The organism is Desulfosporosinus nitroreducens (assembly GCF_023897015.1).
In the GTDB taxonomy this organism is placed as follows: domain Bacteria; phylum Bacillota; class Desulfitobacteriia; order Desulfitobacteriales; family Desulfitobacteriaceae; genus Desulfosporosinus; species Desulfosporosinus nitroreducens.
On sequence record NZ_JAMHFY010000004.1, the window covers coordinates 172,849 to 192,301 of the forward strand.

General features: G+C 45.1%; 19 protein-coding genes. 1 reads left to right on the top strand and 18 read right to left on the bottom strand.

Going from position 1 to position 19,453, the window contains the following annotated elements:
• Positions 1-4 precede the first annotated feature (4 nt).
• The 16 genes from M8E35_RS06400 to M8E35_RS06475 form a co-directional block, all read right to left on the bottom strand.
• Entirely contained in the window at positions 5-1,282 is a 1,278-nt protein-coding gene (locus tag M8E35_RS06400; protein ID WP_252468000.1) for an Rne/Rng family ribonuclease, read from the bottom strand.
• A 547-nt stretch (positions 1,283-1,829) separates the two neighbouring features.
• Entirely contained in the window at positions 1,830-2,534 is a 705-nt protein-coding gene (locus M8E35_RS06405; protein WP_252468001.1) for a TIGR03936 family radical SAM-associated protein, read from the bottom strand.
• Entirely contained in the window at positions 2,531-4,387 is a 1,857-nt protein-coding gene (locus tag M8E35_RS06410) for a TIGR03960 family B12-binding radical SAM protein (RefSeq protein WP_252468002.1), read from the bottom strand. The genes M8E35_RS06405 and M8E35_RS06410 overlap by 4 nt, the downstream gene beginning before the upstream one ends.
• 101 nt (positions 4,388-4,488) lie before the next feature.
• Positions 4,489-5,364: a M50 family metallopeptidase gene (locus M8E35_RS06415; protein WP_252468003.1), complete on the bottom strand. Its 876-nt coding sequence runs from the start codon at positions 5,362-5,364 to the stop codon at positions 4,489-4,491.
• A 142-nt stretch (positions 5,365-5,506) separates the two neighbouring features.
• Entirely contained in the window at positions 5,507-6,274 is a 768-nt protein-coding gene (locus M8E35_RS06420) for a murein hydrolase activator EnvC family protein (RefSeq protein WP_252468004.1), read from the bottom strand.
• Positions 6,275-6,680: 406 nt separating this feature from the next.
• Positions 6,681-7,841 carry a rod shape-determining protein RodA gene (gene rodA / locus M8E35_RS06425; protein ID WP_252468005.1) on the bottom strand — a complete coding sequence of 387 codons (1,161 nt, stop codon included), beginning with the start codon at positions 7,839-7,841 and terminating at the stop codon, positions 6,681-6,683.
• Between the two features lie 174 nt (positions 7,842-8,015).
• Positions 8,016-8,303 carry a cell division topological specificity factor MinE gene (gene minE / locus M8E35_RS06430; RefSeq protein ID WP_073028071.1) on the bottom strand — a complete coding sequence of 96 codons (288 nt, stop codon included), beginning with the start codon at positions 8,301-8,303 and terminating at the stop codon, positions 8,016-8,018.
• 29 nt (positions 8,304-8,332) lie between these two features.
• Positions 8,333-9,127 carry a septum site-determining protein MinD gene (gene minD / locus M8E35_RS06435; RefSeq protein WP_252468006.1) on the bottom strand — a complete coding sequence of 265 codons (795 nt, stop codon included), beginning with the start codon at positions 9,125-9,127 and terminating at the stop codon, positions 8,333-8,335.
• Positions 9,128-9,164: 37 nt separating this feature from the next.
• Positions 9,165-9,842, bottom strand: a complete 678-nt coding sequence (minC, locus tag M8E35_RS06440) for a septum site-determining protein MinC (RefSeq protein ID WP_252468007.1) — start codon at positions 9,840-9,842, stop codon at positions 9,165-9,167.
• A gap of 202 nt (positions 9,843-10,044) precedes the next feature.
• The gene (gene mrdA, locus M8E35_RS06445) at positions 10,045-12,165 is read right to left on the bottom strand and encodes a penicillin-binding protein 2 (protein WP_252468008.1); all 2,121 of its coding nucleotides are present in this window, start codon (positions 12,163-12,165) and stop codon (positions 10,045-10,047) included.
• Between the two features lie 318 nt (positions 12,166-12,483).
• Entirely contained in the window at positions 12,484-12,990 is a 507-nt protein-coding gene (gene mreD, locus M8E35_RS06450) for a rod shape-determining protein MreD (protein ID WP_252468009.1), read from the bottom strand.
• Between the two features lie 2 nt (positions 12,991-12,992).
• On the bottom strand, positions 12,993-13,859 hold the full coding sequence (gene mreC / locus M8E35_RS06455) for a rod shape-determining protein MreC (protein ID WP_252468011.1): 867 nt from the start codon (positions 13,857-13,859) through the stop codon (positions 12,993-12,995).
• Positions 13,860-13,880: 21 nt separating this feature from the next.
• On the bottom strand, positions 13,881-14,906 hold the full coding sequence (locus M8E35_RS06460; protein WP_252468013.1) for a rod shape-determining protein: 1,026 nt from the start codon (positions 14,904-14,906) through the stop codon (positions 13,881-13,883).
• 176 nt (positions 14,907-15,082) lie between these two features.
• Entirely contained in the window at positions 15,083-15,766 is a 684-nt protein-coding gene (gene radC / locus M8E35_RS06465; protein WP_252468014.1) for a RadC family protein, read from the bottom strand.
• Positions 15,717-16,373 (bottom strand): Maf family protein, encoded by a 657-nt coding sequence (locus tag M8E35_RS06470; RefSeq protein WP_252468015.1) that lies wholly within the window; start codon positions 16,371-16,373, stop codon positions 15,717-15,719. Before M8E35_RS06470 ends, radC begins: the two co-directional genes overlap by 50 nt.
• Before the next feature lies 1 nt (position 16,374).
• Positions 16,375-16,638: a DUF4321 domain-containing protein gene (locus tag M8E35_RS06475; RefSeq protein WP_252468016.1), complete on the bottom strand. Its 264-nt coding sequence runs from the start codon at positions 16,636-16,638 to the stop codon at positions 16,375-16,377.
• 470 nt (positions 16,639-17,108) lie between these two features.
• On the opposite strand from M8E35_RS06475, the gene M8E35_RS06480 reads away from it, so the two are divergent.
• Positions 17,109-17,648 carry a nitroreductase family protein gene (locus tag M8E35_RS06480; RefSeq protein ID WP_252468017.1) on the top strand — a complete coding sequence of 180 codons (540 nt, stop codon included), beginning with the start codon at positions 17,109-17,111 and terminating at the stop codon, positions 17,646-17,648.
• A 298-nt stretch (positions 17,649-17,946) separates the two neighbouring features.
• Here M8E35_RS06480 and M8E35_RS06485 read toward each other — a convergent pair whose 3' ends face one another.
• Positions 17,947-18,753 (bottom strand): alpha/beta fold hydrolase, encoded by an 807-nt coding sequence (locus M8E35_RS06485; protein WP_252468018.1) that lies wholly within the window; start codon positions 18,751-18,753, stop codon positions 17,947-17,949.
• A gap of 16 nt (positions 18,754-18,769) precedes the next feature.
• Positions 18,770-19,330, bottom strand: a complete 561-nt coding sequence (locus M8E35_RS06490; RefSeq protein ID WP_252468019.1) for a PadR family transcriptional regulator — start codon at positions 19,328-19,330, stop codon at positions 18,770-18,772.
• Positions 19,331-19,453: the final 123 nt, after the last annotated feature.

Below are 19,453 nucleotides of genomic sequence, written 5' to 3' on the forward strand. Positions count from 1 at the left end.
GAAGTTACACCCTCCCACTCCCATCACAGTTCGGACAAGGAGAAGTATAACGTACTGAAAGCGTCTGACCCACTTTTTTACGAGTCATTTCCACAAGCCCCAGCTGAGTAATCCCTAAAATCTGAGACTTAGTCTTATCCTGGGCACAGGCTGTCTCCAGCTCATTAATGACTTGTTTCTGTGCCTCTTCGGTTATCATATCGATAAAATCAATAATGATAATTCCACCCAGGTTTCTGAGCCTCAACTGTCGGGCTATCTCTCGGGCAGCCTCCAGGTTCGTATGGACTACCGTTTCCTCCAAGGAGCGTGTCCCTACATATTTTCCGGTATTCACATCAATTACGATCAAGGCCTCAGTTTGTTGGATGACTAAATAGCCTCCGCTTTTTAGCCACACTTTAGAGCGCAAGGTTTTCCGAATTTCATCATCCACCCCGTACTTTTCAAACAGGTCTTGTCCTGTGACGACATAAATCTGCTTAGCGGCTGGGTGTTCAATCTCCCGTAAAGCTTTACGCAGTATTTGACCGACCTCATCATGATCAACCGTGATTCTCTCTACATCATGATCAATCCAGTCCCGGATTAAGCGGGAAATAAGATCAACATCTTTATGTACCAGACCGGGCACGGAAACGTGTGGGATTTTCGGCACTAAGGCTTGCCAAAAAGCAACGAGTTGCCTGATATCTTCCGCTATCTCGTCCCCATCTATCCCTTCAGCAAGAGTACGAACTATGACTCCCATACCTTCCGGTTTGGATGCAGCCGCCAAATCCCGCAACCTTGCCCGTTCATTGTTATCTAAAATCTTCCGAGACACCCCAATATAGCTAACCTGGGGCATTAGTACGACATACCTCCCCGGCATGGTTATGTTAACACTGATCCGAGCGCCCTTTGTACTCACTGGTTCTTTAGTAACCTGTACTAAAAGCTCTTGGCGAGGTTTAAGAACATTTTCGATCCGATCCTGAACAACCGTCGAAGCCTTTTCATCCTCATCAAAGCGGGATGGAACAGCATCTCCTACATACAAAAACGCGTTCTTGTCCAAACCAATATCAACAAAAGCAGCCTGCATACCAGGAAGGATATTCTCAACCCGCCCCCGATAAATATTCCCCACCAAATGGGACGAACCGCCTTCATCCTCGAAAACTTCCATCAGTTCACCCTGCTCAAAGACGGCTGCCCGTATCTTTTGAGATTGGTTTTGGCCGTTACCTATAGTTTGGCTTTGTAGAACGATTTCTTTACGCTCACGCTCACTTTTCATCGAATACACCTCCCAGCTCAGCTTCGAAGCCAATGCAATCCAAGAACAACCCTATACCTAATGCAGAATAAATCCCCCGCACCGATTCAGAGGTGCCCATGCCTAAAGCATGTCCCAACATTCAGCTTGCAACAACATCCTAAGCACCTGCCAACGCCCCACCTATCACCCAGATCCGTTCCCAGCCCTACGGCACCGCTCAGCTTGGAAGCCATACGCTCCCCCAACACTTACCCCAGCAGACCCCAGAGCGAGGGTCACGATCACACGGCGAGAAACCTTTGCGAGAGTCGTAGCCAAACTCGGCTTTAAATCCCTTTCATAAGCGGGGCGGGAAACAGGGACGTTTCCCGCCGGCCATGCGGCACGGTCCCTTCTCGCCGTCCATGGCTACAGGGACACTTGGCCATCCTTGGCCTGCGGACGCCGCTTTGGCCGGGAACCCCGCCCGCTTGCATCAGGATTTAAAGCCCTAGTTTGACACGACGAACGCATGGTTGAACAAGTGTGCTCGTGACCCTCTCTCCCACCAATGCTTCAAATCTCATCAAGCCAACTCGATCGGCGAGCTCTTCCCGCCCTCATAGCTTACATGAACCCCCGTCCGAATAACCTGGATCCCATCCAACTCAATCGGCAAATTCTCAAGTTCCCTCAGACTGGCCAGTACTTCCTCCGGACGTACACTTCCTGAGTTCCCCATCTCAACTTCCAGGTCAAAGATGACTTCATCCCCTTGGATTTTAGCCTCCAACAGCTTAATCCAAGGTCGAATGTCCTTATCCGTCGGTCCCTTTTTAGAATAACGCGAATAAGTCACGTGTTCTCTTCCCAGCCAGCCGCTTACTGCTTCCTGCAAACGTTCCGCTTGAATCGGCAGAGCCATGGGCACACGTATCCGATAACTGGCGGCATTGAGCACTGCCATCAAGGATTTAGCTCCCTGATCCAAGGCACGCCCTTGCAGCAGGCGAATTCCAGGAGGTAGTTGTTCCTGAACTCGTGCTAAAACTTCTCCTAAATCTATCTCCTCTTGAAGCTCAACATCCACGTATTCCCGCTCGCCCTCTGTTCCAACCGCTAAGGCAAAACCAAAGGAAATCTTGGGACGGGGGTTAAAACCTTCTGAATAAGACATATGGATTCCAGCTCGTCGGATCGCACGTTCAAATACCCTCGTCAGGTCAAGGTGTGCGATATACCTTGCATCTTCAATTTTAGTATAGGCGATTCTTAGCCGCATGGCACTCACCCTTTCAACTCAATCTGAACCCCTCTGCTCGGGCAAACTCCGCACCCGGTACAATCCTCATATCGACAGTCGATCGTCTTTGCTTCCTGTAGCGCCCGATGGTGTTCTTCAGCCAAAAACTGTTTCGATACGCCACTCCCTATATGCTCCCAAGGCAAGATGTCATCATAATCCATTGCTCGATTAGCGTAAAAACGAGGGTCGATTCCTAACTCTTTCAATCCCTCCATCCACACATCATATCGGAATTGATCAGACCAACCATCAAAACGACATCCGTGTTTAACTGCCCATTCCAGAAGTGGGGCCAATTTCCGGTCCCCTTTGGCAAAGACGGCTTCTAAATAACTTGTTGTCACATCATGATAGCTATATTTAAAGCGGCGATCTCTTAATTTCTCTCTCAGATATCTCTGCTTAAGTTCCACTGAAGAGCCTGCTTCCTGCGGCTCCCATTGAAATGGAGTGTGACTTTTAGGAACAAAGACACTCGTCGAGACCGTCACTGTGATATTTCGGCGTCCCAGCTTGGTCCCCAGATTAGCAACTTTTTTTGCCAGATCAATGATTCCATCAATGTCTTCCTGAGTCTCCGTAGGTAAACCGACCATAAAGTAGAGCTTAATGGTGGACCATCCCTTTTTAAAGGCTGCCTCTGCAGCTTCTAAAAGGTTTTGCTCCTCGACTCCCTTGTTAATCACGTTACGCAAGCGTTGTGAACCAGCTTCCGGGGCAAAGGTCAAGCCGGATTTACGAGCCTTCTGTACGGTTTCTGCTAAATCAACATCAAAAGAGTCTACTCTCAGTGACGGGAGGGATACTCCTACCCCTTCTGCTCCATGCTTCTCCATGATGTTATGAATCACAGGCTGTATACAGGTGTAATCCCCGGTGGAAAGTGAGGTGAGAGCGATCTGATCATATCCTGTAGCGCGCACCAGCTCCTCTGTTTGTTTGAGCAGAGTTTCCGGAGAACGTTCCCGGACAGGTCGGTAAATCATACCCGCTTGGCAAAAACGGCATCCTCGTGAGCAGCCGCGCATCACCTCTAGCATCATGCGATCATGCACAATTTCCAAGTACGGGACGACCGGATTAGTAGGGAAAAACGCTTGATCTAAATCGGCGACGATGGCCTTTTCCACTAAAGCCGGAACACCCTCATCAGCCACAATCTTCTCAATTCGACCGTCGTCTTTATAAGTTACATGGTAGAACTCCGGAACGTATACCCCTTGGACTTGGGCGACTTTCCGTAAAAAGTCTTGCCTAGAAACGGGGTTTTTCTTCTGTTCAGCCACTAGACGAAGCACTTCAGGCAATTGTTCTTCACTCTCTCCGATAAGGAAAAAGTCAATAAATCCAACCAGAGGTTCGGGGTTATAGGCGCAGGGTCCTCCGGCAATAATCCACGGATCTTCAGGTCCCCGGTCCTCCACTCGCATCGGAATTCCTGCCATATCCAGCATGTTAAGGATATTCGTATAACTCATTTCATACTGTAGGGTGAATCCAACCACATCAAATTCCTTAAGCGGCTGAAAGGATTCGAGAGCATAGAGGGGAATTTCCTTTTCTCGCAACTCTTTTTCCATATCGATCCAAGGGGCAAAAACCCTTTCACAGAGAAATTCAGGATATGAATTAACCAGGTGGTAGAGGATTCTAGTTCCTAAATGGGACATTCCTACTTCATAGACGTCCGGGAAAGCAAAGACCATCTGGACATCGGTTTTATCCCAATCTTTCTTAATCACATTCCATTCAGATCCGATATATCGGCTAGGTTTTAAGACTTTAGGTAAAAAGCGTTCGACCTGCCGGCGTATCTCAGCCGCAGTATTATTACTCATGGGTCAACGAGGCCTCCTTGTATCTATATTGTGAACTTAAATTATATCATATATAAGTTAAATTCCCTATAATTTCAAGGATTATCCCCGAAAATCGTTGGCTAGAGCTTTCCGACGGGAAAACGGATCCCCTCCCGCAGCATTCCTTCAACGATATCTGTCTCGGTAAGGATTTTCTCCATTCCCGCTTTTTCGTTGGTAAGGGTTACCATGGTATAACGATCCGGGGTGAATTCTTCTACAATCCGCACCAAAGGAGTTTCTCCCTGAACTGTTAGCCATAGACTGCGCATCAACCCTCTTTTCATTAATTCCTCTTTTTTGCGAGTTAATTGCCTAAGAAAGGTAATATGAGCGGAAGAAATTTCTTTGCTCCCTGCAAACCAAAAGAAGCCTCCCAATATGAGATAGAAAAGCGTGCCTTCAGAAAACTTCCCGCTAACTCCTATAATTATTCCATAAAGGGCAAAGAGAACACCAAGCCATCTTCCTGCCTCAGCTAAAAACTTTGTGGTCCGGACGAATCCGAAGCCTTCGACTAAGAGTGCTCGCACTACCCGCCCACCATCCAAGGGCAAAACCGGGATTAAGTTAAAAGCGGCCAACCAAAGGTTATACCGGACAAAGTCTTCCGCCAGTTCCCCCGTCCACACTCCGTTCCAGCGTAAAGCCTGAGCGCCAAAGAGGAGGACAACGTTAAACGCCGGACCGGCTAAAGCCATAACGCTCTCTTCGAGTTTCCGTCCTTCGAAGAGGCCGTCACAGTAAGCTGCTCCTCCGAAGGGAAACAGTTCAAGCCCTTCGACTTTAAAACCGTAGGCTTTAGCCACCAAAAGATGGGCTAATTCATGCCCTATTACTAAGGCAAAGATGAGAAGAGCCTGGGCCGCTAAACCCAGGACTCCATAGAGTAACAATACAACTAGAAATGAGGGATGGATTCGGATGCTCACCCCAGATATTTTGAAAAGCTCCATTTTCTCGCACTCCCCCCTAGAACTGTGTCAATAAGCTAAGATCATTCATAAAGCTAACCATAACTATACTTCGCCTTAAAGCAAAAAGTGAACTCGTTCAACCAAAGTTGGGAGTCTCATGATTGGATAAATGATGCTCCCTCTAATTCTTCGATTCAGGAGGTACGAGATAGGGGATTGGATTAACTGGTTGATTATTTTTTCTCAATTCAAAATGAAGCCACGGTTTTTTGAGAGGGGCGGAAAGACCAACAGTTCCTACGAGCTGTCCCTTCTCAATTCGTTGACCTTTCTCAACCTTTATTTCGCCGAGATTCCCAAGCACCGTGGTCCACCCATCTCCAAAATCAATTTTAACCATCTTACCCAACTGAGGATCTTCCCCGACTATAGTTACAACCCCACTGGCAGGCGTAACCACAGGAATTCCCAAGGCACTTCCCACGTCAAGACCTTGATGGACTGAGTCATCACTTCCCACGTCTCCAAAGCCGGCCATGACCGGTCCGGAAATGGGAGGTAAGAATTTCCCTTTCATCTTGAGATCGACTGGGACACTTTCACTGGGCATCCCCCCCAAGGATAATGCTTCTTTCGCCATATTATTGAGAGCTGTGTAATAATTCCCTGAACCCATAGCACCCCGATAGATAGAATGGACGGCTGAGGAAACTTGATCCGAACTGTTGGCACTAAAAAATACCATTAGGAACATCATGGCAGCTAAGAGGGTTCGCTTCTGTGTACCATTCCAATGGTTCAGGAAGTTTCCCCACCCTTTCTTGACAGGATTTCGATGACGATTGTATTGGTTATAGCGCGGCGTCGATTTACCCCGCCCCTGTTCTTTGCCAACTTCCTGGATCGCCCGTTCCCATTCCCAATCATCCCAACGTTCAAAAGGATTCATCCGCTTAACCCCCTTCTCGAGGTTCGAAGTTCGAGGCTCGATGTTCGAATTGTGATTTCGATTCTCAATTCTCGTGCCTCGTGCCTCAAATATGGCTCGTACACTCATTAATAGTCTATGAAATAGGCAAAAAAAATAGAACTGCGATGCAGTCCTATTTCGAGGCTCGATGTTCGAGGTTCGAGGCTCGAGGCTCGATGTTCGAATTGTGATTTCGATTCTGCGAATCGAAGAACGGAATTGACTTTAGCTTGAACTTAAGCTTAAACTAAGACCTTAAACTAGGCTAAGGCTTTAAATACTTTGCGAACTTTGTTCGCTTCCAGTTCGAACCTCGTACCTCGCACCTCGTACCTCGCACCTCGCACCTCGCACCTCGTACCTCGCACCTCGCACACTACCTCGATTAAAACATCAACCTTCGGTGTCTTAAGTTTACACTTAGTAATAACCCGATTGCGGCCATATTTGACCACATGGCACTGCCTCCGGCACTGATGAGAGGGAGGGGAATTCCTGTGACCGGCATGATTCCTGAGGTCATACCGACATTGACTAGAATATGAAACGTAAACATCGAAATAACACCCGTACCAATCAACATTCCGTACATATCACGAGCTCTCAAGGTAATATAGATGCTGCGCAAAAGAAAAATCAGAAAGAGGAACAGTAAGGTGATGGTTCCGATAAAGCCGAACTCTTCTCCTACCACAGAAAAAACGAAGTCTGTGTGGTGCTCCGGCAGAAAGTTCAACTGGCCCTGGGTTCCCATGCGATATCCTTTTCCCCATAATCCGCCCGACCCTATAGCCCAGAGAGATTGTAGAATGTGCCATCCGTCTCCCGACTGATCTGATGCCGGATCCATGAAGATAACCAGACGATTCAACTGATATTCCTGCAGAGGAAGGGGGAGCCCTTGAGCCCATTGTAACCACCCCGGCAGGTTCGTGGAGAAGTGGAGCCAAAGTGCTATCCCTACTACGACGGCCCCCCCCAATAACAAGCCTCCAAATTTCTTCGGGTTAGCTCCGGCAACGAACATCATACCAATAAATATGGCCACGAAAACTAAGGTCGTTCCTAAATCCGGTTGTTTAAAGATGAGGAGCATTGGGAATACCATAAACAAAAACGGCGCAATAAAATCCTTAATATTATTAAGTTTTCCTTTGCGTTCGGCTAAAAAATCTGCGAAGGTAATGATGATAAAAATCTTGGCAAACTCTGAGGGTTGTATTCCAATGGTTGGAGTAAAATAAATCCAGCGGGTGGCACCTTTAGCTGTGTCTCCAAAAAAAATGACAATTAGGAGCAACACCAAATTAAAGCCATAAATCCACCATCGAAAATGTTGCCATTTCTGATAATCGATGACGGCAATAACCAATGCAATCACGGTCCCTGTCAGAATCCAGACGGTTTGGGTCTCAACATAGTGAAAGGGATCTGATTTAATGACGTTAATTGAAGCAGTACTCAAGATCACGAGACTGGCTGCTAATAATAACAAAGTAAATAGAATGAATAACAAGTCTAGGTTTCTTAATGCTCGTTTATCCACGTGATAAATTCCCCTTAGATTATTTGCTGAATACTTGTTTGATCATTATACCATAACTAACGCGATGTTCGAAGTTCGAGATTCCTTTAACCAACAGCAACCCACACCAAGCAAAATGGCATGACAACAAGTGTCATGCCATTTTCTAACAGAATCCAACTCAGATCCATAATTCTATTCAGCTAATCCCTTGGTTGCATAATCCCGCTTCATTTTCACGACTGGAATGTTGGCAACTAACGCCACTTCCCGATCATCTTGACAGAGATTAAACTCGAGTGCAGCTTCGTCAATTTCCATGTAGTTTGAGATAACTTTAACTAAATCTTCCCTTAATTTGTTGAGCATGGCAGGCGAGATGCTGGCACGGTCATGCACTAAGACGAGCCGCAGACGTTCTTTTGCCACCGTCTTGCTCGAGGCGCTTTCCCTGCCTAGCATTCGGCTGATAAATTCTAACAAGGACAATTCCTCCTCTCAGTACCGAACGGTCAACGTAATCCGATGAGTCTCTTGAGTCTATCCATAATTCCTTTGGGTACCTCAAGGTTCATCAGTGGGATATCTTCCCCTTCAATTCTCTTTGTAATCCGCCGGTATGCTTCTCCAGCTTTTGATCCCATATCCATTACTGCCGGCTCACCACGGTTCGTAGAAACCACGATGCTCTCGTCTTCTGGAACCACACCAATGAGCTCGATAGCTAAAATATCTAAAATATCGGAGATATCCATCATATCTCCACGTTTCACCATATCAGGGCGCAGACGGTTAATGATCAATTTTGGATTTCTCAGCTCCGCAGCTTCCAATAGGCCAATAATTCGGTCTGCGTCGCGGACTGCACTGACTTCAGGAGTGCAAACGACAACCGCTCGATCTGCACCGGCAATCGCATTGCGGAATCCTTGCTCAATTCCTGCCGGACAGTCAATAATTGCATAATCAAATTCTGCCTTAAGCTCCTCAGCTAACGTTTTCATCTGTTCAGGGTTAACGGCTGTTTTATCCTTTGTTTGTGCAGCTGGAAGCAAAAAGAGATTTGGAAAACGTTTATCTTTGATAAGCGCTTGTTTCAAGCGGCAATTTCCACTCGTTACATCCACTAGATCGTAAACAATACGATTTTCTAAACCCAAAACGACATCAAGGTTACGCAAACCGATATCTGTATCGACAAGAACGACTTTATGACCATTACTGGCTAATCCTGTGCCAATATTTGCAGATGTCGTCGTCTTGCCTACGCCCCCTTTTCCAGAAGTTACTACGATTACCTCACCCATAGTTAGACCTGCCTTTCCCTATAGACTTATTCTCTCATTAACGGGCCTTGCTGCGCCAGCCACTCATTCCGGCCGCTTCAACCATCAATTGATCATCTTTGATCCTAGCTATCTCCGGACCTCGTCCATCCGTTCCATCATCCGGTGCCCTAGTCACCAAATCTGCAATTCGTAATTGAGTAGGTGCCAAATGATAGGCGCTTACTGAGGCCTTCCGATCACCCGTCGCTCCAGCATGGGCAACTCCTCTAAGGGAACCTAGAACGACAATGTTACCGGTCGCTATAATTTCCGCACCCGGGTTAACATCACCCAGCACAACAACATGCCCCTCATACTGCACACTATTTCCAGAACGAAGTGTGCGTTCCATAAAGAGACAGTGTCCTTCCAACATTCCTTCCTCCCCGCGTGCATCTTTTCCCTCCGGTACATAGGACCTAGCTTTAGGAAGGTAGACTTCGTCCGGGGTCATCCATCCAGCAAGTTCCAATCCGTTCTGTTTCAAAACGGTTGTCAAACTAGCGTGTTCATCCTCGGAAAACTCTCTTTTCCCAGCATAGCACCGGACGGTTGCGCCCTGGAGGAATTGGTCAGAGTTCTTCATAAGGTTATCGAGTTCATTCATTAGCAATTCAAAGTCCGCAGCCGGATCCAAGTATAACACCAATCCGTCGCGGGTGCCCTTTAGTGCCACATGTTCTGTCCGTGTCAACCTGCACAATCCCCCATTGCTTGTCATAGATTCTACCAGTGATAAAGTATATTATTTCGGGTGGCATAAGTGCAACTAGCAGACGCCTTCGCAAAACTCGACGCCAGCTAAGTGTTCTATAAATGCACTCCTATAAATTCTACAAGCCTGTCCAAATTCCCTTTATCCAAATAAAAAAAACGAGGATAAATTTCCTCGTTTTTCAGCCTCCATTCGTGTTCTTCCAACCAAAATATTCCATAAAAGCCGCCTTGGCGACGTAACCTGCTGTTTCTCCGCCGTGTCCTCCAAATTCAACGACCCCTGCGAAGGCAATCTGTGGATTATCATAAGGAGCAAAGGCGACAAAGACCCCGTTGTATATTTCTCCGGAGATCGTATCTTTAGATCCGATCTGGGCTGTTCCTGTTTTACCTCCGCCTGTGAATTCCGGTACATCTGCGAAGAGCCAGTTGGCAGTTCCCTCTCCAGTCGTTACAGCACGCATCGCCTGTTTGACCTGATCTAAGACTTCAGGAGAAACCGAGACGGTATTGAGAACCTTAGGTTCATATTGTTGAACTGTCTCCCCTGTAATCGGATCCAAGAGTTTCTCCACTACAAAGGGGCGATAATGCTTGCCTCCATTTACTATCGTTGCCACATAGTTCGCTAATTGCAAGGGAGTGTAGGCGTTATACCCTTGACCGATAGAATTGTTGTAACTGTCATAGCCTTGCCATTCAAGAGGTTCCAAAGTTCGCAGTTTATACAAATCATTAATCTTTTTAATTTCGGTATCTTTCTCTTTTTGCACTAGCTGTCTGTTTGTCTCGTCCGTAGCCCGCTCCAGTTTGGGAGCGTAATCACTCTCAATCTTCGCAAGTGCTTCATCACGCGACTTAAGCGCATTTTCGTTGATATTTGTAAAATAGGTTTTCTTCCATTCGGCTGAAGGTGAAATTCCTTTAGCTTCGCCGGGCAAATCAATTCCGCTTTCAATACCCAGACCAAATTCGCGGGCGATCTGTCCGATCATTTCTGGATTAGAATCAAAAACTCGACGACCCATGATTTCAAAGTAAATATTTGAGGATTTAGCCATCGCTCGATAAAGGTTGACAAGTCCGAAGTAATTGCCGCCCCATTCCTCAATCCCTTGTTGCTGAGCACCACGCCCCCCTAATGAGGTAAGTCTGTCATCAATCTGCTCATACGGCGTAGTTAGTTTCAGTTGCAAAGCCGACATAGCTGTCACCATCTTAAAGGTGGATCCTGGTGGATATAAACCGGTCAACGCCCGATTTAGGGAAGCTGCTTCGGAGGCGCGTTTTGGATCTTGGGGCCAATACTTATCGGCCATTTGTTCGGATATGATGCCGATCAAGTCATTCGGATCCATTGCCGGACGAGAAGTCATGGCTAGGATCTTACCGGTATTAACATCCATTACGACAGCTGCTCCGGCATGGGCAGCTGGGTTTTTCTTTTGAATATCCAGTATAACTTGATCAAGGGTATCATCCACGGTCTTTTGCAGGTCTGCATCAAGGGTCAGTTGAACTGTCTTTCCCGCTTTCGCATCTTGGATGATCTGTTTAGAAACGGGACGGGCGTTATTATCAACTTCAACTTGTTGAACCCCTTCCTTCCCTCGCAGCCAAAAGTCATAGGATTTTTCAACCCCCATTTTGCCGACCAGGTCCCCCTGTGCGTACTCAAAACCGGCCTCTTGAGCATCTGTGTTTTTATTAAACTGAGTAATTTCCGGATCCGAAATTTCTCGAACATACCCTAAGAGTTGACCAAGTAAGTTTGTTTCGGGGTACGAACGAACGGGAATTGCATCCACACTTACGCCGGGGAGCTCTTCCTGGTGTTCGGCAATAACAGCCTGGAGCTCGGGAGAAATCTCATCGAGAATAATGACCGGGCGATAGCGTTCCCATTGGTGATTCTGAATATTGGCGAAAATATCTTCAGCAATTGACTCGACCGTTTGGTTGGCATTCGGCCATTCCGGCTGGACGTAAACTGCTAATCGTTGGACAACATCTTTCCACGCATTGCCTTTTGCCTGTTGCAAATCCATCCAATTTAAGTGGACAACGAACTCAGGAACACTCGTTACCAAAAGCTTACCATTTCTGTCCACAATATCTCCCCTTGTAGGAGGCACCTTGACCAACTTCATGACGTTTCCTTTGGCCATGGCAGAATAATATGAACCTTGGGCAATCTGTAAGCGCCATAAGTTAAAGCTTAGAATTAAAAAAATAAGAACAACTACGGCGCTCAAGCCCCAGATTCGATAGGTATAGGGTTTTCGTTCTCTATCATCCATTCAAAAAAACTCCTCCCTTTATCGATATTCGTGGTTCGAGTTGTGAATTCGATTCTACGAATCGAAGAATCGGAATAGACCTTCGAGCTCAATCGTAGTGTTAACAGCTTCGTGCTTTATGATAAATCCGAAGCGAAGTTCTCGGAAGCAAGGGGACGATTCTCTTGCTTCCCCTTTGAACGCCACTTTGCGTAAGGTCGGGGATGTTTTCGACTTACACTTGAACTACCTAACTTGCGGCTATACTTACCTGATGAATTAAATCGTTCTGCGAACTTGTTCGCTTCAATTTCGAACCTCGAACCTCGAACCTCGAGTTTAGCGTTCATATCTCGGTCGATAACGCAGCCAGCCGCGAACGAAGGACTGATGAATCAAAGGATAGGTTAGGGGAACCAGGATCGCGTTATACAAGGAAACCCCGATTACCAATCGGCCGATATCCCCCAGCGTCCAATGAAGTCCAGCGCCTAAACTTAAAAAGGCAACTAACAATTGTCCCACTGAGGTGACAATGAATACCAAAAAGGTCGTTAAAAGAAAATTTTCTCGATACCAGCGTTCTGCTAACCAATAGCTTAAAAAAGCGACCACGACGAGGGTGAGAGTATACATTCCAATGTAACGCCCCAAATATAGATCTTCTAAGAAACCCGCAACCAGACCCCAAATTAAACCTGAACGAAGTCTGTGATGCATGGCTATATACATGGTTAAAAGCATGAGCAAATCTGGTTTAATCCCTGACCAAGACCAAAAGTGAAAAAGTGTGCCCGGTAAAATCAGGCTTAAGAAAAACATAACCGCAATCAAAACATAACGCACTATTATCCACCAACCATTTTAACGATATATACCTCTTCTAAGGAGTCAAAGTCGACGAGTGGTTGAATATAAGCAGTCTTAAGCAAACCGGAAGGGTCCAATTGAATTTCCTTAACTTGCCCGATGGGAACATCTTTGGGGTAAACTCCGCCCAGGCCGGACGTAAATACTAAGTCTCCTACGTTAATACTGTCCTCTCTGCGAAAAAGCATTTGTAAATTCCCTTCCGCTGTCAGACGGGAGCCGCGTTGATAGTTCCCTTGCACAATGCCAAAGGTACTGTTAGCAGTGCTCCCACGCACCGACGCACTGACCTGCCCTTCCCCATCGAGGATTAACAGGACTTCAGACGTGGTTGGCGTAACGGATACAATTTTCCCTATAAGCCCCAAGTCTCCGATAACTGGGGCATTCGCCACAATCCCGTCCTGGCTTCCACGATTTAACGTTAACGTTCGGTACCAAGTGGTCGGGTTGCGATTAACTACTGTAGCCCCAACTTTTTCAAACTTTTCGAGGGTTGGACTGCGAAACTGACCCTGATCAAGCTCATTATATCGCATCCCAGCCAAGATTTCTGTTTTCAGCTTAATATTGTCTCCTGTAAGCTGGTCAACTTTCTTGAGCAGTTCTTCGTTTTGACGTGATACCTCAGTGAAGCTCCACAATGCCCGCGTATTATTCTTTATCCCATTCCCAATCTGAAGAATTGGTTGTTCTAAAGGGCTTAAAACACGTTGCATGACTCCACCAACAGGGTTAGAGAAATTACTTTCCAGTCCCGTAAACCGAATCGCTATCAATACACCCAATAAGAGAAAGAAAACGAGAACCGCAATTCCCGTTACATTGACTCGCTTTTTCCTCACCACAATTCCTCCCCGCTCTTTTTAGCTCTTTTGCGAGGCGGCAATTCTACGAAGGATTTCTGCATGTTCCAATACATTTCCTGTCCCTATAGCGACACAGGACAATGGGTCCTCCGCTATGTGCACCGCAATACCCGTTTCCTCTGAAATCAGTCGATCCAGGTTGCGCAGTAACGAGCCGCCACCTGCCATCATAATGCCGCGATCCATAATGTCGGATGATAATTCCGGCGGAGTCTTTTCTAAACAAGATTTAACCGCATCCACAATTGCCATTACCGGTTCTTGTAAGGCTTCTTGAATTTCTTCCGAGGTTACTTCAATCGTCTTAGGAAGCCCCGTCAATAGGTCCCGTCCGCGTACAGTGTACATTCCTTTTTCGGCTTTGTAGGCATATCCAATTTCAAATTTGAGGGTCTCAGCCGTGCGATAACCAATCATTAAATTATAGCGTCGTTTAATATGAGCGATGATGGCATCGTCCATTTCATCTCCCGCTACACGAATTGACCGGCTTGTCACGATTCCGCCTAAGGAAATCACAGCAACTTCTGTTGTCCCTCCGCCAATATCGACGATCATGTTTCCTGTCGGCTCACTGACTGGGAGTCCTGCCCCAATCGCAGCCGCCATGGGCTCTTCTAAAATTATCGGATCTTTTGCACCAGCCGCCATAGCTGCCTCTTTCACTGCCCGTTCTTCAACGGGGGTAACTCCGGAAGGTACACAGATAACAACGCGCGGACGAATATATGGGTGCTCTGTCCCTAACGCTCGGCTGATAAAATATTTGAGCATTTTCTGTGTGACGTTGAAATCAGAGATGACTCCATCTTTCAAGGGACGAATTGCTACAATATTACTTGGAGTCCGACCGATCATTTCCTTAGCTTTATCACCCACAGCCATAGGAGTTTTTGTAGTGATATCCATAGCCACTACAGAGGGTTCCCGTACAACGATCCCTTTACCCTTCACATGAACCACAGTATTTGCGGTTCCCAAATCTATTCCTAAATCCCTGCTAAAAAAGTTAAAAAACGCCATGGTTTTGTTAAGCTCCTTCCGTTATTCGAGGTTCGAGGCGACGCGAGGCGCGAGGTCCGAATCGAAGCGAACAGAGTTCGCAACTAATGATTAAAGCCAGAAAGTCTAGTTAGTTCTTCGATTCGTAGAATCGAATTCAAAGTTCGTGCCTCGCGCATCGAACTTCGAGCCTCGCGTCATATGATTCCGCGTTCCTTCAAGCTGATAAAACGATTATCCCCGATAATCACGTGATCTAAAACTTCAATCCCGAGAATCTTCCCTCCATCTGACAGGCGACGGGTTACTTCAATGTCTTCCTGACTAGGAGTTGGATCCCCACTGGGATGGTTGTGCAATAAAATAATGGCGTTAGAATTTCGCCGTATTGCTTCTTTAAAACATTCCCGCGGGTGTACCAAAGATGAATTGAGCGAGCCTACTGAGACTGGGCTGATCCCTAAAACATGATTCTTTGTCGATAGTGAGACAACTCGGAAATGCTCTCGATCAAGGAACCGCATTTCTTCCATAACGATATGGGCCACATCCTGAGGAGAGTTGACTACCGGTCTAGACATGGGATCCACGGAAACTGAACGACGCCCTAATTCCAAGGCAGCCTTCACTTCTGCGGATTTGGCCTTGCCTAAGCCATGTATTTGGGCTAACTCATGAACAGTCAGCTTTCCTAAACCCGAAAGTCCACCCACACATACCAAGATGCGTTCCGCAAAGGTCAAGACATTTTCGCCCTTGATACCAGTCCTTAAAAGAATAGCCAGAACTTCGTGATTCGATAATGCTTCAGGACCTAATTGATAAAGTCGCTCACGGGGCAGAAGTTCCTCCGGTAAATCCTTCAAACGCCGATAATCCATTATCCACCTCACGTGAAGTGATGTTTGTCTGCTCAATCCCCCACGCCCTAAGCTGTTCTGAGAGATATTCCATGGGTAAGCCAATGACGTTTGTCAAGGACCCTTGAATGGCCGTGACAAATTTTTTAGCTTCCCCCTGAATCCCATAAGCTCCTGCTTTATCCATCGGTTCTCCAGTAGCAACATATTCCTTTATTTCATCCGCTCCAAGTCGGCGAAAGTTTACAATGGTTTCCACCACATCTGCAACAATTTTACCCGATCCGGAGATTAATGCTACGCCAGTTAGAACAGCGTGAGTACGGCCGCTTAGCCTTTGAAGAATTTCCTCTGCTTCCAAGGGTGAAGCTGGTTTCCCTAAAATGATGGAGTCAAGGACTACCATCGTATCCGCTCCCAAAATAACGTCCAGTTTGTCTCCGCCAAGCTCCAACCATTGCATTAAACCCGCTTCGGCCTTGCGTACTGCTAACTGTCTGACCCCGATCTTGGGAGGAATCCCTTCCTCCAATTCTTCTGAAACAGAAGCCTTAACCGTTTCAAAAACGTACCCTCTCTCACGAAGCAATAACGCCCTGCGTGGAGATGAAGAAGCAAGTACGAGCATGTTACACCTTCCTTGACAGTAAATAACCACCCATAGCTCCCAAAAGCGTTGCAATTGTAATACTTATACGACAACCAAAAGAGAGTGAGAGAAAAAAGAAATCCACGTATGTATGAGAGGGTATATCTATGACAGCCGGCCGTAAAAACGGAGCAAAAATACCGTATTTTTCTAAGCCAAAACCAACTAAAGTCCCCAGGGCCGCTCCAATCATAATAAGCAAGACGGCTCTTCCTGCCCCTGAGGAATTTCGTCCAACCGCCATAATTCTTTCCCCTTCCGTACACAGCAAGTCTGTAAAAACCAAGATTGACTCCTAAAAGCCTTCATATAAGTGTAGCATCTTCACCATGACTAAGCAAGTTCGACACGGTTCTTCTTCACTATATAAAACATGAAAGAAACAGCCCTAATTCAATAAATAACGGGTTTAATTTTGAAATGCAAATCCGACATTGTCAGTGAAATCGCTGTATATTTACTTAGTTAATCCATCTGAAAATTTAGGATGTTTTTCGCATCTAGAAACTCAATTCAATAACGAATATTTGGAAGTAAAATTCCAATACCACTATGTAATTTTATTTAAACGGTTAGGATGAATAAATAGGTTGCAATTGAAACTCATGTTATAATTACGGTATGAGTTAATTTATGATTAAATTATGATTTAATCATATTTATTGGATATCGAGTAATTTATTTAAGCAATTCTCAACGAAAGGAATTAATAATATGATTAAAGAAATTAAAATGCGCAGAAGTATAAGGAAATATACTGATGAACCGGTTGAAGATGAAAAAATAATTGAGTTACTGGAGAGTGCAAGGCTGGCTCCTTCCGGTGACAATACACAACCTTGGCATTTTATTGTTGTTAAATCAGAATTGATTAGACATCAGTTAGCTCAAGTATCTAATAACCAAAAATGGATGCTCACAGCACCGGTTTTTATCGTGTGTGTTGCAGATATTCGTTCTAGAATAGCAGACGATGTGGATCTATCGTTAAATGAAAATAGTCCCCTGGCAGAACTTAAGCAGATAATCAGGGATACATCAATTTCCATAGAACATATACTGCTTGAAGCCGAAAATATAGGACTAGGTACTTGTTGGGTTGCATGGTTCATCCAAGAAGAAATCAGACCTGTTCTAAATATACCCGTTGATAAATATGTAGTTGGCATTATCACTCTTGGCCATGCCGATGAAACACCGAAAGCACGTCCCCGAAAAAAACTCGAAGACCTGATACATTATGAAAAATGGTAAGAGGTTGGAGCGAGGTGCATAATACGTCTGTTGTGAAGCTTATCTAACCACCCAAATATTGTTTCCCATAAAAATAACCGCCACGTTGACGGTTTATACATTGATTGATTAAGACTAGACGTTCAACTAGTTGCTCAATTTGCTTTCCTTTAGAAGTTTCGAGCAAGGAATTTAGATTCGAATTTAGTTGTTGTATTAGTTTAATGTAAGCACCATCATTCTCTTAATAAGGACGCTGGTGCTAGGTTACGGCAAACCCTAAAACAGAAACCGACCAATTTCTATATTATTAATCAAATTAATCCTTTAAAAAATCAAGTACAATCTGATTGAATTCTTTCGGCTTTTCCACAAAAGGAAAATGACCACAATCTTTCATCATCATTTCCTTGGAGTGCTTGGTCTTCTCGTGAATATACTCTCCTATCTTGAGGATAATTTTGCTATCCTTATCAGCAGAAATGATTAAAACAGGGAGCTGAATCTCTCCCAAGCGTTCGTAAGAAGAAGGCTTCAACTCGATCTCCCACATAGGATTCCAGCGAATAAAATTGGTCGACTCTTTGACTATTTCAATCACCTTAGCTCTGGCGTCTGCCCTGTTAGGAGATGGAAAACAGTATTCATAAAAAGGATTGGAAATGTAATTTTGTATCGCAGCTTCAGGCCCTTCGGATTGCCCCGTAATATATATATTAACCATTTCAGAAATAAAATTGGGCGGATAGGGATACCCATTCAAGGCAGGACAAACCAAGACTAAGTCTTTTACCATTTCCGGATATTGTAGAGCAAAATCTATCGCAAGAGCTCCTCCAGCAGATGAGCCTATTATAGTAATTTTTCTTAGTTCTAAAGCATTCATCAATGATTTAAAATCTTCCAGATGTGAAAAAGCATCTATGGGGATATCCGATTTTCCATGCCCTCTTTTATCAAAACAGATCACTTTATACTTGCTCGATAAGGAATCAATTTGGTAGTCCCAAATACGATGATCACACAAGGGGCCCCCGTGAATAAGAACTAATGGATCGCCTTCTCCTTTTATAGAATAAAACAAACGGGTGTTATTAATTTTCAGATAACCCTTAACATCTGACATAATAATTACCTCCTTGTTATTTACTCTCTTCCTGAAGATTTTTATGAATGTTCAAGGCCTCATCACACCACTCGACAGTCATTTTTGCCATGCGTATTGCAAAGTCTGCAGTTAATTTCCAGTATTCAGACTCACGAAAGGAACGGCTGTCCTCACTTGCCTTTCTAATGATTTCGGCTTGGTCTGTTTCGTAAAAATTCAGCAGGTTTTCGTAATGACTACGGAATTCCTCCAGGTGAGCGGTAAACTTTTCTGGGTCTGCCTTATTGGCAAAAAAGACTTTGACTAATGCGGAGTATTTTTGTTCAATTGTTTCCAGAGGCTCATTTAACCATCGTTGAAGTTCTTCTAGCCCCTCTTCGGTTAAACTATAAACTTTACGGTTTGGTTTTCCTATTTGAATTTCGATTTCTGCCTTCAGCCAGCATTGGGATTCCATTTGATTTAAAGTACGATAGATTTGAGGCAAAGTGGCATCCCAGAATATATTAATAGAATGTTCAAAGTCATCTTTAAGTTGATAGCCAGTTGTTGGATGGTAACGTATTAAACCTAGCAATGCATGGGCTAAAGACAATTCTAATCCCCCTCCGATCATATAGTATCATGTATATGTATACCTGTAATTATATAATACTACGCACATATGATTAAGTAAATATTATTAATTACAATTTCAAATACAAGTTAATCTCTTGGG